This is a genomic window from Labrenzia sp. ATLA3 (assembly GCF_057180185.1).
Genome location: NZ_JBXUKV010000002.1, coordinates 310,906 through 326,355 on the forward strand (window position 1 = coordinate 310,906; position 15,450 = coordinate 326,355).

Sequence of the window (15,450 nt, forward strand, 5' to 3'; positions counted from 1 at the left end):
GATGGACGTGCTCAAACGCCTCCTCACAAACGCCAGGCTGGCGACGCTCACCGCGAACGGAGCGCCCTACGGCCTGATTGAAGACGGTGCGCTGGTGACGGAGGGCGGCCGGATTGCCTGGATCGGCAAGGCCGCGGATCTGCCGTCCCACTACACATCGCTCAACGCCGACAATCTTGACGGACGGCTGGTGACCCCGGGGCTGATCGACTGTCACACCCATGTTGTTTTCGGCGGCGACCGGGCGCGCGAATTCGAAATGCGCCTTGAGGGCGCCAGTTATGAAGACGTTGCCCGCGCCGGCGGCGGCATCGTTTCCACGGTCAAGGCAACGCGGGCAGCCAGCGAAAAGCAGCTTCTGGAAGCCGCCCTGCCCCGTGTCGATGCGCTGATTGCAGAGGGCGTGACCGCCATCGAGATCAAGTCCGGCTACGGCCTCGACCGGGAAACCGAGCTGCGCATGCTGCGCGCCGCCCGCAAGATCGGCAAGCTGCGCCCGATCACCGTCAAGACCAGCTTTCTGGGCGCTCATGCCATTCCGGCCGAATACAAGGACAAGGCCGACACCTATCTGGAAAAGATCTGCCTGCCCGCTCTGGAAGCCGCCCATGGCGAAGGCCTGGTGGATGCCGTCGACGGGTTTTGCGAAGGCATCGCCTTTTCGCCGGAACAGATCGGCAAGGTGTTCGACAAGGCAAAAGAGATTGGCCTGCCGGTGAAGCTGCACGCAGAGCAGCTCTCCAACCTGAACGGCGCGGCGCTGGCCGCCTCCTATAGCGCGCTATCCGCCGACCACCTGGAATATCTGGACGAAGCCGGTGTCAAGGCAATGGCCGAAAGCGGTTCCGTCGCTGTGCTGTTGCCCGGCGCGTTCTACACCCTGCGCGAAACGCAATACCCGCCGCTGGATCTTCTGCGCCAGCACAAAGTGCCTGTCGCGCTGGCAACCGACTGCAATCCGGGGTCATCCCCCCTCACCTCGCTGCTGCTGACCATGAACATGGGCTGCACCTTGTTCCGCATGACACCGGAAGAAGCGCTGGCCGGTGTCACCCGCGAAGCCGCCAGGGCGCTTGGCCTTGGCGACCAGGGCACACTGGCCTCCGGCAACCGGGCGGATCTCGCAGTGTGGAACGTCACCCACCCGGCGGAGCTTTCCTACCGGATCGGCTTCAACTCCCTCTTCAAACGCATTTTCGGAGGCTCTGAATGAGCGCCCTCACCCTGACGCCCGGTGCTGTGACCCTGGCGGATCTGGAACGCATCTACCGCGAAGAACTGCCGGTGCGCATCGACCGCGCTGCGGAAGCTGCGATCAACCTTGCCTCCGAGCGTGTTGCCAAGGCCGCACAGGGCGGCGACGCGGTTTACGGCGTCAACACCGGCTTCGGCAAGCTTGCCAGCGTCAAGATCGCCCCGGAAGACACCGCAACCCTGCAGCGGAACCTGATACTCTCCCATTGCTGCGGCGTTGGCGAACCGCTCGACAGAACCACCACCCGCCTGATGATGGTGCTGAAGCTCATGTCGCTGGGCCGCGGCGCGTCTGGTGTGCGCTTTGAAGTGATGAAGCTGATCGAGGCGTGCCTGGAAAAGAACGTCACGCCGATGGTGCCCTCGCAAGGGTCTGTCGGTGCTTCCGGCGATCTGGCCCCGCTGGCCCACATGACCGCCGTCCTGATCGGCGAAGGCGAAGCCGACTTCGGTGGCACCCGCATGCCCGGCGGCGAAGCCCTTGCCAAAGCCGGTCTTAAACCGGTGGTGCTTGGCCCCAAGGAAGGCCTCGGCCTGATCAACGGCACGCAGTTCTCGACCGCCTGCGCGCTCACCGGCCTGTTCGACGCCTGGCGTCTGGCCGAAGCGACCCTGATGACCGCAAGCCTTTCCACCGACGCCATCATGGGGTCGACGGCGCCGCTCCTGCCGGAAATCCACGAACTGCGCGGCCATCGCGGCCAGATCGAAGTGGCAAGGGCCATGCGCGCCATCATGGACGGCTCGGAAATCCGTGAAAGCCACCGCGAAGGCGACACCCGCGTGCAGGACCCCTACTGCATCCGCTGCCAGCCCCAGGTGGCCGGCGCCTGTGTCGACCTGCTGCGCATGGCCGCCCGCACGCTGAAGATCGAGGCCAATGCGGCAACCGACAATCCGCTGGTGCTGATCGATGCCGACCGGATCGTCTCCGGCGGCAACTTCCACGCCGAGCCGGTTGCCTTTGCCGCCGACCAGATTGCGCTGGCGATTGCCGAACTCGGAGCGATTTCCCAGCGCCGCGTCGCGCTGATGGTCGACCCGACCCTGTCGTTTGACCTGCCGCCGTTCCTCGCCAAGGACCCGGGCCTGAACTCCGGCATGATGATTGCCGAAGTCACCACCGCCGCCCTGATGAGCGAGAACAAGCATCTGGCCAATCCGTGCTCGACGGACTCCACCCCGACCAGCGCCAACCAGGAAGACCATGTCTCCATGGCCGCCCATGGCGCCCGCCGCCTTGCCCGCATGAACGCCAACCTCAGCCAGATTCTGGGGGTTGAGCTGCTGTGTGGTGCCGAAGGCATCGAGCACCGCGCCCCGCTGAAGACCAGCGCCTCGCTGCAGACCGTGGTGGACAGCCTCCGCGGCGTCGTTCCCTCGCTGGAAAAGGACCGCTACATGGCGCCGGATCTTGAAACCGCGGCCGGCCTGATCCGCAGCCGCGAGCTGGTTTCGGCAATCTCAGCCGGCCACATGATCACGCTGGGAGACGCCCATGCAGCCGGTTGATGTCATTCGCGGAGACAGCCCGGTCGTTCTCGGCGTGCCCCACGCGGGCACCTTCGTGCCGGACGACATCAAGGCCCGTTTCAACGACACCGGCCTGAAACTGGCCGACACCGACTGGCATGTGGACCGGCTCTATTCCGGCCTGCTGCCCGGCGCGACCATGGTGAAGGCCAACTTCCACCGCTACGTGATCGACGCCAATCGCGACCCGAAAGGTGTCAGCCTTTATCCGGGCCAGAACACCACGACCCTTTGCCCGACAACCGATTTCGACGGCCAACCGCTCTACCAACCCGGCATGGAGCCGGAGGCAGACGACATCGAAGCGCGGCGGCTTGCCTGGCACGCCCCGTACCACGCCGCCCTTCTGGCGGAAATGGAACGGGTGCGGGCAAAACACGGCGTCGCCATCTTGTACGACTGCCACTCGATCCGCTCTGTCGTGCCGTTCCTGTTTGAAGGCACGCTGCCGGATTTCAACACCGGCACCAACAACGGCACGACCTGCGCCCGCGCGATTGAGGCTGCCGTTGTCGGCTGCACGCAAGCAGCGGAAGGCTACACGTCGATCCTCAACGGCCGCTTCAAGGGCGGCTGGACGACACGGCACTACGGCCAGCCGGCCGAAGGCTTTCACGCCATCCAGATGGAGCTCGCCCAGAAGACCCATCTTGCCACCGAAGACACGCCCTTTGCCTATGACGATGCCAGGGCTAACCGGCTTCGGGTCCATCTCAGAAAGATCCTGAGCGCACTGGAAACCCTTGCGCCGACCTTGTTCCAGAACAACACCCAGGGAGCGAACAATGACTGATCGCCGCCACAACGCCCGCGACGTATTCCCGCCCACCGGCACCGAACTCAACACCAAGTCGTGGCTGACCGAAGCCCCGCTGCGCATGCTGATGAACAACCTTCATCCGGATGTGGCGGAAAACCCGCACGAGCTGGTCGTCTACGGCGGCATCGGCCGCGCCGCACGCACCTGGGACGACTTCGACCGCATCGTCGCAAGCCTCAAGACCCTTGAGGAAGACGAGACGCTGCTGGTCCAGTCCGGCAAGCCTGTCGGTGTTTTCCGAACCCACAAGGACGCCCCGCGCGTTCTGATCGCCAATTCCAACCTGGTGCCGAACTGGGCCAACTGGGACCATTTCCACGAGCTGGATAAGAAGGGCCTGGCCATGTACGGCCAGATGACCGCCGGGTCCTGGATCTATATCGGCACCCAGGGCATCGTGCAGGGCACCTATGAAACCTTCATGGAAGCCGGCCGCCAGCACTATGAAGGCAACCTGAAGGGCCGCTGGATCCTGACCGGCGGTCTCGGCGGCATGGGCGGCGCCCAGCCGCTTGCCGCCGTCATGGCAGGCGCCTGCTGCCTTGCAGTGGAGTGCGACGAGAAAAGCGCCGACTTCCGCCTGCGCACCCGCTATGTCGATGAAAAGACCCACTCTCTCGACGAGGCCCTGGCGCTGATCGACCGCTGGACCAAGGCGGGGGAAGCCAAGTCCGTCGCCCTGATCGGCAACGCCGCCGATGTGTTTTCCGAGCTGGTAAATCGCGGCGTGAAGCCGGACATCGTCACCGACCAGACCTCTGCCCACGACCCGGTCAACGGCTACCTGCCACAGGGCTGGACCGTCGCCGAATGGCGCGCCAAGGCCGAGACCGATCCGAAGGCCGTCGAAAAGGCCGCGCGCGCTTCCATGAAGGTGCATGTCGCTGCCATGGTCGATTTCTGGAACATGGGTGTGCCGACGCTGGACTATGGCAACAACATCCGTCAGGTGGCCAAGGAAGAAGGCCTGGAAAACGCCTTCGCCTTCCCGGGCTTCGTTCCGGCCTACATCCGCCCGCTGTTCTGCCGCGGCATCGGCCCGTTCCGCTGGTGCGCGCTTTCCGGCGATCCGGAGGACATCTACAAGACCGACGCCAAGGTGAAGGAACTCATCCCGGACGACGAGCACCTGCACAACTGGCTGGACATGGCGCGCGAGCGTATTGCCTTCCAGGGCCTGCCGGCACGCATCTGCTGGGTTGGCCTCGGCCAGCGCCACCGTCTGGGCCTTGCCTTCAACGAAATGGTCCGCAACGGCGAGTTGAAAGCCCCGATCGTGATCGGCCGCGACCACCTCGACAGTGGCTCGGTCGCTTCGCCCAACCGCGAGACCGAAGCCATGAAGGACGGCTCGGACGCCGTGTCCGACTGGCCGCTTCTGAACGCCCTGCTCAACACCGCGTCCGGTGCGACCTGGGTGTCGCTCCACCATGGCGGCGGCGTCGGCATGGGCTTTTCCCAGCACTCCGGCATGGTCATCTGCTGCGACGGCACGGAAGATGCCGACCGGCGGATTGGCCGGGTGCTGTGGAACGACCCGGCAACAGGAGTGATGCGTCACGCGGATGCCGGTTATGAGATCGCGCTCGACTGCGCGAAAGAACAGGGGCTCAACCTGCCGGCCATACTGGGTCATCCTGCGTCCTGATGGACGCAGAAAGATGACCCGGCAACGAAAGTGCGATCAAGCACGGCGAGATGCTCCGATCCTTGAACCTGACAGAGAGGTAACACCATGAAGAGACGCGATTTTCTGAAAGCCGGTGCCACCGGCACGGCCGCCGTTGCAGCCTCCACCCTGGCCGCACCTGCCATTGCGCAGGATGTGCAGCAATGGCGCATGGTCACGGCATGGCCGAAGAACCTGCCCGGCCCGGGCGTCGCCGCCCAGATGCTGGCAGACCGCATCACCGCGCTCTCTGCTGGCCGCATCGAGGTGAAACTCTTTGCAGCCGGCGAAATCGTTCCGGGCAATGGCGTGTTCGATGCAGTCGGTCAGGGCACGGCCGAGCTCTACCACGCGGTTCCCGCCTATTGGGGTTCCAAGTCGAAGGGCATCCTGCTGTTCGGTTCGCAGCCGTTCGGTCTGACTGCTCCCGAACAGGCCGGCTGGATGATCCATGGCGGCGGCCAGGCGCTCTATGACGAGATCTACGCCCGATTCAACCTGAAACCGTTCCTGTGCGGCAACTCCGGTCCGCAGTGGGCCGGCTGGTTCCGCAACGAGATCAACAGCGTTGACGACCTGAAGGGCCTGAAGTTCCGCTCCACGGGTCTGGCTTCCGAAATGTGCTCCAAGCTCGGCATGGCGGTTCAGGCCATGAGCGGCCCGGCCATGTTCCAGGCGCTCCAGTCCGGCGCACTGGATGCCGGCGAGTTCATCGGCCCCTGGACCGACAGCGCACTCGGCTACTACCAGATCGCCAAGAACTACTATTGGCCGGGTGTCGGCGAGCCGTCTTCGGCAGAAGAATGTGCCGTCAACCTGGAAGCCTACAACGCTCTGCCGGCCGACCTGCAGGAAGCCGTGCAGCGTGCCTGCGCCAGCCTCTACAATGATGTTCTGACGGAATACAACACCAAGCATGCCCAGGCGCTGACACAGCTGGTCAACGATCATGGCGTGATGGTGAGAAAGCTTCCGGACGAGGTCATGGTTGCCATGGGCAATGCCGCCGGTGAAGTCATCGCCGACCTGCGTGCGGACGAAGACGAACTGGTGCAGCGTATCACCGAAAGCTTCCTCGCCTACCGCAAGCTTATGCGCGAATACATGCCTTATGCCGACAACGGCCAGATGAACGCGCGCTTGCTCGACTACAGGTACGACTGATCGGGGTGGCGTCGCACATCGGGGAAATCCGTTTCCCCGATGTGCCGGCGTTTCATCGCCCTGTCTGTCGCCTGAGGGGAACCAGTGGCCTGTCTGACAGATCGGCACCTTGTTCCGGCAAGCGTGGCCGATCCTTCGAGACAGCGCTTCGCGCTTCCTCAGGATGAGGCTTTGGGTGGGGATGGGGATGGGTCTTCCTCGTGACTTGGCAAATGGACAAATCACGTTGCCCCTGCTTTCGTCATCCAATGGCTCGACCATGGGATCCATTCCGTTTCCTCTCCACCCCTGAGGTCGTTTCTAGGTAACGGCATGGTTTGCAGGGTCGAGCCCTGCAATGACGAATATCCGAGAGGTTTGAAACTGCGGAGAGGCCAGGAGGTTTGAAGGCGCCTATCAATGCCCCCCCACTTGTCATCCCGGACGGAGCGAAGCGCAGATCCGGGATCCAGTACACCGCAGCCGAGCGGTGTTCAGCATTGGGGTCAACGGTTACTGGTTCCCCGCCTTCGCGGGGATGACAATAACAGAGACTTCGACACCTTACCCCGCAGGCGGCAGCGGGGCCGCAAGCGGATCGAGAAAGCAGGACAGATTGCGATGGAAAAACTGGCGGGCGCGCTGGAGCGTGTCAATTCGGTCATAGGCAACACGCTGTGCTGGGCAGCGCTGTTGATGCTGCTGCTGCAATTCGCCATCGTTCTGCTGCGATACGTCTTCGGCTACAGCTTCATCTTCCTCGATGAGGGCGTGCTGTATTTTCATGCGGCGATCTTCATGCTCGGCGCCGGCTACACGTTCCTCGTCAATGCCCATGTCCGGGTCGACATCTTCTATGCCAAGGCCAGCGAGCGCGCGAAGGCGTGGATCGATATCTTCGGTCACCTGTTTCTGCTGACGCCGGCGCTCGTCCTGCTGATCTGGTTTTCCTGGCCCTCCGTGCGCGGCAGCTGGGCCATTCTGGAAGGACCGATTTCCGTTGGCGGTATCCCCGCCTCCTTCCTGTTGAAATCCCTCATTCCCGCCTATTGCGTGCTGCTGCTGATCCAGGGTGTGGCCGCCTTCATCCGCGATGTTCAGAAGCTGAAAGGCGCTGCAGCATGAGCCTACCTCTCGATCTCATCATGTTCGGCGCGCTGATCGCCTTCATCCTGATGGGCTATCCGGTTGCCTTCACCATTGCGGGCGTCGCCACGGGATTTGCCCTGCTCGGCTGGATGATGGGCGACTTCAACATCCAGCTGATGGGTGCCATGGGCCAGCGGTTCTTCGGCGTTCTCACCAACCCGGTTCTGACCGCGATCCCTTTGTTCGTCCTGATGGGCGTCATTCTGGAAAAGAGCCGCATTGCCGAGGATCTTCTGGAAACCATGGGCCGTCTCTTCGGCCGCATGAGAGGCGGCCTCGGCGTTTCAGTGATGCTGGTTGGCGCCCTACTCGCAGCTTCCACCGGCATTGTCGGTGCCACCGTTGTTGCCATGGGCCTGATCGCCCTGCCCACGATGCTGCGCAACGGCTACGATCCGAAACTTGCCTCCGGCATGGTCTGTACCGCCGGCACGCTGGGTCAGATCATCCCGCCGTCTACGCTGCTGATCATCCTGGCCGATGTCATGTCCAACGCCTTCCAGCAGGCACAATACGCCCAGGGCAAGTTCACCATCGAGACGATTTCGGTCGGCCAGACCTTTGCCGCCGCCATGATCCCGGGCCTGCTGCTTGTCGCCGTTTATTGTGCCTACATCGTCGGCCGAGCCTACCTGTTCCCAAAGGACGCGCCGGCCATGTCGGAAAACATCGACAAGCCATCCGGACGCGAGATTGCCGCGGCCATCGTACCGCCGATCCTTTTGATCATCGCAGTGCTCGGCTCGATCCTCGGCGGCATCGCCTCGCCCAACGAGGCGGCTTCCGTCGGCGCTGTCGGGGCGATCCTTCTGGCAGGGCGCCGCCTCGGTGTTTCCTCAAGGCTCATCGTGCTGGCAACGGCCGCCCTCCTCACGCTTGCCGTCGCCGCGTCCCTCCTGCCAATCCGCCTGCAGCGCTCCGATATCACCACCGGTGGCTACGTCATTGCAGCGATCTATGCGGGGCTTGCGCTGTTTGCCCTGGGCGTCGTTCTACACATACTGAAGAAGGCTTTCGCGGACGGGCTGTTGAAAGCCTCGATGCTCTCGACGCTGACTGTCACCTCGATGATCTTCGCCACGATCCTGATGGCCAGCTTCTTCTCGCTGGTGTTCGTCGGTCTTGGCGGGGAAGACCGGGTGCATGACATTCTGCAGGAAATGCCGGGCGGCCCGACAGGCGCCCTGATCTTCGCGATGCTGTTTGTCTTCGTTCTCGGCTTCTTCCTGGATTTCGTCGAGATTTCGGTGATCCTGCTGCCGGTCCTGATCCCGCCGCTGATCCTGATGGGCATCGATCCGATCTGGCTGACGGTGCTGATTGCCATCAACCTGCAGACCTCGTTCCTGACCCCGCCGTTCGGCTTCTCGCTGTTCTATCTGAGAGGCGCGGCCCCGAAGGAAATCACCACCGGTCAGATCTACCGCGGCGTGGTGCCCTTCATCGTCCTGCAGATTGTAGCCGTGGCCATCCTCTGGAGCTTCCCGATGTTCGCGACCTGGCTCCCCCGCTGGCTTTATTAGGAAGTCAGCGCCCCGGTAAAAATCTCGATACCCCCGAAAAGCCGCAGCAGAACCCGCTGCGGCTTTTTTGTGCTTATCTATGTCGTACATGGAGTTTCATTCTTTGACGTTTTACGTTATTTTTTCCCAAAGCTAGGGAGAAATAAAAAGAATGGACAGTTTCTGGGGCGCATTTGCCGGTGCTCTTGGCCTGGTTATCGCGCTGGATCCGGATCTGATGGAGATCATCGGCCTGTCCATGCGGGTCACCCTTACGGCTGTCTTTCTGGCCTGCGTGATCGGCCTGCCCCTCGGCGCTGCGGTCGGCACTTTCAATTTTCCCGGAAGAACGCTTCTGGCCGTCATTCTCAACGCGCTGATGGGCCTTCCGCCTGTCGTGGTCGGGCTGCTCGTCTACCTCGTGCTGTCAGCCTCGGGCCCGCTCGGGCCCCTGCGTCTGCTCTATACACCGACAGCCATGATCATCGCGCAGATGGTGCTGGTGACACCGATCGTCGCTGCGCTGACCCGGCAGGTGATTGAAGATCTCAACCGGGAATATTCCGAACAATTCGCCTCGCTCGGCGTCGGTGCCTTCGACCGGCTGACAGCCATGCTCTGGGATGCCCGTTACAGCCTGCTGACGGTTGCCCTGGCTGGTTTTGGCCGGGCAGTCGCCGAAGTTGGGGCGGTCATCATCGTCGGCGGCAACATCAACCACGTCACCCGCGTGATGACCACCACCATCGCGCTGGAAACCTCCAAGGGCAATCTCCAGCTCGCCCTGGCGCTTGGCGTGATCCTGCTGATGATCGCCTTTGCCGTGAATGCCGGTGTCATGGCCTTGCGTGCCTCAGCCGCGAGGGCCGCCTATGCGTGATGCAGCTTTCGACACTCCGGGCGTCGCCTCCACGATGCCACACGGCCAGGCGGCACACGATCCCTTGCTGGATGTCAGACGTCTCGGGTTTTCGGCAGGCGGCGAAAAGCTGCTGCACGACGTGGACGTCGCCATTCGCCGCGGATCGCGCACCCTTATCATGGGCCCCAATGGCGCCGGCAAGAGCCTGCTGCTGCGGCTCATGCACGGTCTGCTTCAGCCGCAAGAAGGCGCTATCCTGTGGCAAGGTGGCCGAATGGACGCCACGGCCCGGCGCGCCCAGGCCATGGTCTTCCAGCGGCCCGTGCTGCTGCGCCGGTCGGTCATCGCCAATCTCAAATTCGCCTTGAGCGTTCGCGGCCTGCGTGGCAACGAACGCGCCGAAAAGATCAGGACCGCTTTGGAAACGGCGGGGCTCAGCCACCTTGCACGCCGTCCGGCACGCGTTCTGTCCGGCGGCGAACAACAGCGTCTGTCTCTGGTGCGCGCGCTCGCCTGTGAACCTGACCTTCTGTTTCTCGACGAACCCACTGCCAATCTCGACCCGGCCTCCACCGCTGCCATCGAAACCCTGATCCTGGAAGCCAATGCCCGTGGCGTCACCATCGTTCTGGTGACCCATGACGCCGGACAGGCAAAACGCCTCGGCGAGGATCTGGTGTTTTTGCAGGACGGCACCGTTGTCGAAACGGGACCCGTCGAAAAAGTGCTGGCCAACCCCAGAAGCGAACCCGTTCGCGCCTGGCGGGACGGCCGGCTTTACCTTGGACCCAACACCCAATCACTCAATAATTATCCTGGGAGAAAAAATTGATCAGAAGAGCATTTCTGGCACTTGCCGCTGCAGTCCTGACGACCGTATTCGTCGGTCAGCCGAGCTTCGCGGAAGACAAATTCATCGTCGTCCAGTCCACCACCTCGACCCAGAATTCGGGTCTGTTCGATTATCTGTTGCCGATTTTCAAGGAAAAGACCGGCATTGAAGTGCGCGTGGTTGCCGTCGGCACAGGCCAGGCCATCAAGAACGCCGCCAATGGCGATGGCGACGTCCTGTTCGTTCATTCCAAACCGTCTGAGGAAAAATTCGTCGCCGACGGTCTCGGCGTCTCGCGCTCTGACGTGATGTACAACGACTTCGTTATTGTCGGCCCGGCTGATGATCCGGCAGGTGTTGCTGGTTCAGAGGATGTCGTTGCATCCCTGAAGAAAATCGCCGAAGCGAAGGCTCCCTTTGCCTCCCGCGGCGATGACAGCGGCACGCACAAGGCAGAGCGTCGCCTTTGGAAAGCCGCCGGCATCGACCCGACCGAAGGTTCTGGCGACTGGTATCGTGAAACCGGCTCCGGCATGGGCGCAACCCTCAACACCGGCACCGGCATGGGCGCTTATGTCATGACCGACCGCGCCACCTGGATCTCTTTCGGCAACAAGGGCGACTACAAGGTTGCCGTTGAAGGCGACCCGATCCTGTTCAACCAGTACGGCGTCATTCTGGTGAACCCGGAAGTCCATACCCATGTGAAGGCCGACCTCGGTCAGGAATTCATCGACTGGGTCCTGTCCAAGGAAGGTCAGCAGGCGATCGCCGATTACAAAGTCGACGGCCAGCAACTGTTTTTCCCGAATGCGGACAAGGGTTCGAGCTGAGCCAGCCGGTCAGCTTCTTCATCTCCGAAGTGAGCGGAGCCAGATAGATTTCTGTGTCGCTTTCTCCGCTCAAACTTTCCCCCTTCTCTCGTGAGGAGGGGGATTTTTTTTAACCTTGCCAGTGGCAGATGAACCTGCCTCAAGGTTCAAGTGTCACCCTGGCACTTGCGACGCTCCCCAGTGTGACCAGCCAAATGTCGGAAGGTTCCTGACTGTTGCCAACTGTCAGATGCGTGAACGCCGGAGGGAGATTCAGGTGCGCCTTTCCCTAGAGCAAACACCGCCTTTATCCTCCAGCTTATTCCCCCAGCCGCACGGACGAACTGGTGTTGAAGTCAGCACTGGAGAAGCCCAGGTGCTCCAGGGCCTGGTTGGCACCAATGGCAATCACGATGATGGCGGCAAACGCGATGAGCATGGCTTTCATTGGGTATCTCCTTCGGATGGCGCCGTCGCCGATTTCAGATAGTCGATCAGATCATCGCGGTCTTGCTGTTCGACAATCCGCTGCATCGGCATCTTTGAGCCGGGAATATAGTGATCCGGTCCGTCCAGGAAAAGCTGGTCGATCGTCGTTTCCGACCAGATAATATCAGATCCCGACAGGGTCGCAGAATAAGGGTAGTCCGGCACTGTGCCCGCACGCCGGCCGAAGACGTTGTGCAGCGTGGGCCCGGCCTTGCGCGCCGTATCGCCGGTCAGCGCATGGCAAATGGAACACTTCCTCGCGAATTGCCGTTCGCCGTTGGACATCTGTTCCGGCTTCTTCAGGAATTTGGGTGTCTCGGTTGCCATCGGATCGAACGTGGCAAGCTCCGCCAGAGGCCAGGAATAGACGATGTTCTCGATGCCGCCCGCATGCAACACATCGCCATCTTTGGAAAAGGCAAGTGCCCAGATCGGCCCCTTCAAGGCTGCGCGGAAATCCGTTTCCAAGGCCCAGGACTGAGTGTTGAACACGGTGATGTAGCCGTGACCGTCGCCGGTCGCGAGACGGGAGCCGTCGGGACTGACCGCCATGGCCAATATCGGACGGCGTTCGAAGGAGAAGTCTTGCAGCCGCTCGCCCGTTTCAATATCGACGATCCGCGTCACTCCATCCTGTGAGCCATAGGCAAGCCAGCTTTCCCGCTCGCCCTCGCCGCCAACAGCCATGACGTTGATGCCGAAACCGTTGCGATCGATGACCCGCTTTTCACTGCTGCTTGCCAGATCCCAGAGCTTGATCGACCCGTCGACCGAAGCCGAATAAAGCTGCTGCCCGTCTCGTGAAAACGCGACCGCATTCACACCGGCAGTGTGCCCGGCCAGAAAGGCCGGTGCGCCACCGTCAACCGGCCACAGGCCGACACGCGCGTCCCAGCTCGCACTGGCAATCGTCGTCTTGTCCGGAGAAATCGCAAGCCCCATGATCTTGGCCGTATGTCCTTCCAGGACCTGGTGCGAGCCATCGCCGGTGTCCCAGAGGATAAGGTCGTTGTCGTCTCCGCCTGAAACCAGGTGCCCGCCGTCAAGGAACTGAACCACCTTGACCGCCGCAGCATGGCCTTCCAGCCAGCGCGGGGCCCGGTCTGTCCAGATGCCGACAGAATTGTCGAAACTGGCGGTCGCCACCTGCCCGGTCTCAAGTGAGACATCGATGTCCATGATCGGACCGCCATGGCCTTTCAGCGTCTGGAAATCCGCAGCAAACCCCGCCGTTGAAACGCTGAGCGAAAAGGACAGCGCAGACAACAGGCGATGAAGGACCCTCGGTCCCCACTTGCGCAGAGATGGCCCTGCCGGAACGGCCCCGGTCACAAGGCCTGCGCGGCAATCCGGCAGGTTTTCCGTTCCAGCCGACAGTTCTTTCCTGCAGACCGAGCCGATCATCTCACATTGGCCTATTCAGCCGGAACCGCTTTGTCGCCGCCGGAGTGTTTGGCGGCGGCGAGCTCTTCCGCTTCTTTCATTTCCTCCACCCACAAGCCGTGGTGTTCCTTCGCCCATTGCAGCTCAACCTCGCCGGAGCCCATGGCGTCGAAGGCGCCTTCCATGCCGATGGACCCGATGTAGATATGCGCCAGGATCAGCGCCATCATCAGAAAGGCAACAATCGCGTGCCAGAGCTGCGCGAACTGCATTTCCTCATGTGGTGCAAGTTCGCTCGGCAATGGGCCAAACCCGACCAGTTGAGGCAGGCCGATGGCGTTCAGCTTTTCGAAGGTGGCCGCGAACATCGGCATCTCGAAGGGGAACAGCAGAGACAGCCCGGAAACGGAAATCGAAGCACCCAGCACAATCACACCCCAGAACACCAGCTTCTGGCCAAAGTTGAATTTCTTGGCCGGTGGATGAACGCCTTTCTTGAACAGCCCGCCCCCGACCGCGATCCATTTCAGGTCTGTCTTGTTAGGGATGTTGTGGGCCACCCACATCACGAACACCATGATCAGGCCCAGCATGAAGGCCCAGCCGACGTTGTTGTGAATCCACTTGGAGAAATGCGCGGCAGGTGCGAAAGCTTCCTTGCCGATCAGCGGGATAATGACAAAGCGCCCGAACAGGGTCAGCAGGCCGGTAATCGCAAGCAGAACGAAGGACCCTGCCACCAACCAGTGCCCGAAACGCTCGATGGCCTTGAAGCGGGTGATGGTGTAGCCGGTCTTTTCGCCGTCGATGCGGATGCGTCCGCGAATGAGATAGAAAAGGGCCAGCAGAACGATGGTCGCGCCCAGCAGCCAGGCACCATAGGTCGCAAGCGGCCCCTTGCGCCATGCCAGCCAGCGCATGCCGCCATCCTGCATGAGCACGGTCGCGGCGAAGCCACCGGACGTTGTGGTCACGTCGGCAGACCCGTATCTCAACGCCCGCCAGAGCTCCGGATCGGAAACGCCGCCACGCGTGCCGAGCTGCGAGGAGATGGCCGCCGCGTCGCTCGGATCGCCGGTGTTGTTGCGGCGGAAGTCATAGTCGACCTTCTCGCCGCGCTGGCGTTTCATGATGTCTTCCAGGGTCTGTGCCCCGCCGGTCGCGGACCGGTCGGCGGACGTATCCTGCGCAAGCCCGGTTCCCAGACCAGCTCCAAGAAGGGTCAGAAGAACAAGCAAAGCCATAGTCACGCGTTTCATGAACGCAAACCTCTTTGTCGATTACAACCGGAGACGAGCGGGGCGGCCTCAAAGCCGCCCCGCTTACGTTTCTTTCAGGCATGCCCCGAGGCGTGATGGACGGTCCGGGTAAACCGGACTGTCCTCACCCTTCAGGATCAGCCGCCTTTCTGGCCGTAAGCAGTGCCCCAGCCCCAGGCGCCCGAGCCGAAGCCGCGAGCCACCACACGTTCACGGTAGATGGCCGACACGACGTCGCCATCGCCCGCGAGCAGAGCCTTGGTGGAGCACATTTCCGCGCAGAGCGGCAATTTGCCTTCCGCGATACGGTTACGGCCGTATTTCGCGAATTCTGCGGTGGAGTTGTTTTCTTCCGGACCGCCGGCACAGAAGGTGCATTTGTCCATCTTGCCGCGCGAACCGAAGTTACCCGCTTGCGGGAACTGCGGAGCGCCGAACGGACAGGCGTAGAAGCAGTAGCCGCAGCCAATGCACAGGTCCTTCGAGTGAAGCACCACACCTTCTTCGCTCTGGTAGAAGCAGTCCACCGGGCACACCGCCATACAGGGTGCGTCCGAGCAGTGCATGCAGGCCACGGAGATCGACCGTTCGCCCGGCTTGCCATCGTTGATGGTTACCACCCGGCGGCGGTTGATGCCCCACGGCACCTCATGCTCGTTCTTGCAGGCCGTGACGCAGGCATTGCATTCAATGCAGCGTTCGGCGTCACAAAGGAACTTTGATCTTGCCATTTGTTGTCCTCC

General features: G+C 62.1%; 14 protein-coding genes. 10 read left to right on the forward strand and 4 right to left on the reverse strand.

Annotated features, from left to right (window positions below; translation table 11 throughout):
- Position 1: 1 nt before the first annotated feature.
- The 10 genes from hutI (at position 2) to AC2A6O_RS05995 (ending at position 11,597) form a co-directional block, all read left to right on the forward strand.
- Complete coding sequence (gene hutI / locus AC2A6O_RS05950) at positions 2–1,213, forward strand: imidazolonepropionase (protein WP_498926121.1); 1,212 nt, start codon at positions 2–4, stop codon at positions 1,211–1,213.
- Positions 1,210–2,766 carry a histidine ammonia-lyase gene (hutH, locus tag AC2A6O_RS05955; RefSeq protein ID WP_498926122.1) on the forward strand — a complete coding sequence of 519 codons (1,557 nt, stop codon included), beginning with the start codon at positions 1,210–1,212 and terminating at the stop codon, positions 2,764–2,766. Before hutI ends, hutH begins: the two co-directional genes overlap by 4 nt.
- Positions 2,753–3,580, forward strand: a complete 828-nt coding sequence (hutG, locus tag AC2A6O_RS05960; protein WP_498926123.1) for an N-formylglutamate deformylase — start codon at positions 2,753–2,755, stop codon at positions 3,578–3,580. Before hutH ends, hutG begins: the two co-directional genes overlap by 14 nt.
- Positions 3,573–5,255, forward strand: a complete 1,683-nt coding sequence (gene hutU, locus AC2A6O_RS05965) for a urocanate hydratase (RefSeq protein ID WP_498926124.1) — start codon at positions 3,573–3,575, stop codon at positions 5,253–5,255. Before hutG ends, hutU begins: the two co-directional genes overlap by 8 nt.
- Before the next feature lie 87 nt (positions 5,256–5,342).
- Positions 5,343–6,440 carry a TRAP transporter substrate-binding protein gene (locus AC2A6O_RS05970; RefSeq protein ID WP_498926125.1) on the forward strand — a complete coding sequence of 366 codons (1,098 nt, stop codon included), beginning with the start codon at positions 5,343–5,345 and terminating at the stop codon, positions 6,438–6,440.
- A gap of 600 nt (positions 6,441–7,040) precedes the next feature.
- Positions 7,041–7,544, forward strand: coding sequence for a TRAP transporter small permease subunit (locus AC2A6O_RS05975; RefSeq protein ID WP_148582746.1), 504 nt, complete (start codon positions 7,041–7,043; stop codon positions 7,542–7,544).
- Entirely contained in the window at positions 7,541–9,091 is a 1,551-nt protein-coding gene (locus AC2A6O_RS05980) for a TRAP transporter large permease (RefSeq protein ID WP_498926126.1), read from the forward strand. Before AC2A6O_RS05975 ends, AC2A6O_RS05980 begins: the two co-directional genes overlap by 4 nt.
- 151 nt (positions 9,092–9,242) lie before the next feature.
- Positions 9,243–9,950, forward strand: coding sequence for an ABC transporter permease (locus AC2A6O_RS05985; RefSeq protein WP_498926127.1), 708 nt, complete (start codon positions 9,243–9,245; stop codon positions 9,948–9,950).
- Positions 9,943–10,764, forward strand: a complete 822-nt coding sequence (locus AC2A6O_RS05990; RefSeq protein WP_498926128.1) for an ATP-binding cassette domain-containing protein — start codon at positions 9,943–9,945, stop codon at positions 10,762–10,764. Before AC2A6O_RS05985 ends, AC2A6O_RS05990 begins: the two co-directional genes overlap by 8 nt.
- Positions 10,761–11,597 (forward strand): ABC transporter substrate-binding protein, encoded by an 837-nt coding sequence (locus AC2A6O_RS05995; protein ID WP_148582750.1) that lies wholly within the window; start codon positions 10,761–10,763, stop codon positions 11,595–11,597. The genes AC2A6O_RS05990 and AC2A6O_RS05995 overlap by 4 nt, the downstream gene beginning before the upstream one ends.
- Positions 11,598–11,895: 298 nt before the next feature.
- Here the strand turns inward: AC2A6O_RS05995 and AC2A6O_RS06000 are convergent, their stop codons facing one another.
- The 4 genes from AC2A6O_RS06000 to fdh3B form a co-directional block, all read right to left on the reverse strand.
- Positions 11,896–12,024, reverse strand: coding sequence for a hypothetical protein (locus AC2A6O_RS06000; RefSeq protein WP_286192542.1), 129 nt, complete (start codon positions 12,022–12,024; stop codon positions 11,896–11,898).
- Positions 12,021–13,469: a c-type cytochrome gene (locus tag AC2A6O_RS06005; protein ID WP_498926129.1), complete on the reverse strand. Its 1,449-nt coding sequence runs from the start codon at positions 13,467–13,469 to the stop codon at positions 12,021–12,023. The genes AC2A6O_RS06000 and AC2A6O_RS06005 overlap by 4 nt, the downstream gene beginning before the upstream one ends.
- Before the next feature lie 11 nt (positions 13,470–13,480).
- The gene (locus tag AC2A6O_RS06010) at positions 13,481–14,707 is read right to left on the reverse strand and encodes a formate dehydrogenase subunit gamma (protein WP_498926130.1); all 1,227 of its coding nucleotides are present in this window, start codon (positions 14,705–14,707) and stop codon (positions 13,481–13,483) included.
- A 137-nt stretch (positions 14,708–14,844) separates the two neighbouring features.
- A complete protein-coding gene (gene fdh3B / locus AC2A6O_RS06015; RefSeq protein WP_148582751.1) occupies positions 14,845–15,438 on the reverse strand; it encodes a formate dehydrogenase FDH3 subunit beta in 594 nt (197 codons plus the stop codon).
- Positions 15,439–15,450: the final 12 nt, after the last annotated feature.

What these genes read in the sequence shown, in the direction of transcription:
- hutI (WP_498926121.1), top strand. Translation starts at nt 2, where the DNA reads ATGGACGTGCTCAAACGCCTCCTCACAAACGCCAGGCTGGCGACGCTC.
- hutH (WP_498926122.1), top strand. Translation starts at nt 1,210, where the DNA reads ATGAGCGCCCTCACCCTGACGCCCGGTGCTGTGACCCTGGCGGATCTG.
- hutG (WP_498926123.1), top strand. Translation starts at nt 2,753, where the DNA reads ATGCAGCCGGTTGATGTCATTCGCGGAGACAGCCCGGTCGTTCTCGGC.
- hutU (WP_498926124.1), top strand. Translation starts at nt 3,573, where the DNA reads ATGACTGATCGCCGCCACAACGCCCGCGACGTATTCCCGCCCACCGGC.
- AC2A6O_RS05970 (WP_498926125.1), top strand. Translation starts at nt 5,343, where the DNA reads ATGAAGAGACGCGATTTTCTGAAAGCCGGTGCCACCGGCACGGCCGCC.
- AC2A6O_RS05975 (WP_148582746.1), top strand. Translation starts at nt 7,041, where the DNA reads ATGGAAAAACTGGCGGGCGCGCTGGAGCGTGTCAATTCGGTCATAGGC.
- AC2A6O_RS05980 (WP_498926126.1), top strand. Translation starts at nt 7,541, where the DNA reads ATGAGCCTACCTCTCGATCTCATCATGTTCGGCGCGCTGATCGCCTTC.
- AC2A6O_RS05985 (WP_498926127.1), top strand. Translation starts at nt 9,243, where the DNA reads ATGGACAGTTTCTGGGGCGCATTTGCCGGTGCTCTTGGCCTGGTTATC.
- AC2A6O_RS05990 (WP_498926128.1), top strand. Translation starts at nt 9,943, where the DNA reads ATGCGTGATGCAGCTTTCGACACTCCGGGCGTCGCCTCCACGATGCCA.
- AC2A6O_RS06000 (WP_286192542.1), bottom strand. Translation starts at nt 12,024, where the DNA reads ATGAAAGCCATGCTCATCGCGTTTGCCGCCATCATCGTGATTGCCATT.
- AC2A6O_RS06005 (WP_498926129.1), bottom strand. Translation starts at nt 13,469, where the DNA reads ATGATCGGCTCGGTCTGCAGGAAAGAACTGTCGGCTGGAACGGAAAAC.
- AC2A6O_RS06010 (WP_498926130.1), bottom strand. Translation starts at nt 14,707, where the DNA reads ATGAAACGCGTGACTATGGCTTTGCTTGTTCTTCTGACCCTTCTTGGA.
- fdh3B (WP_148582751.1), bottom strand. Translation starts at nt 15,438, where the DNA reads ATGGCAAGATCAAAGTTCCTTTGTGACGCCGAACGCTGCATTGAATGC.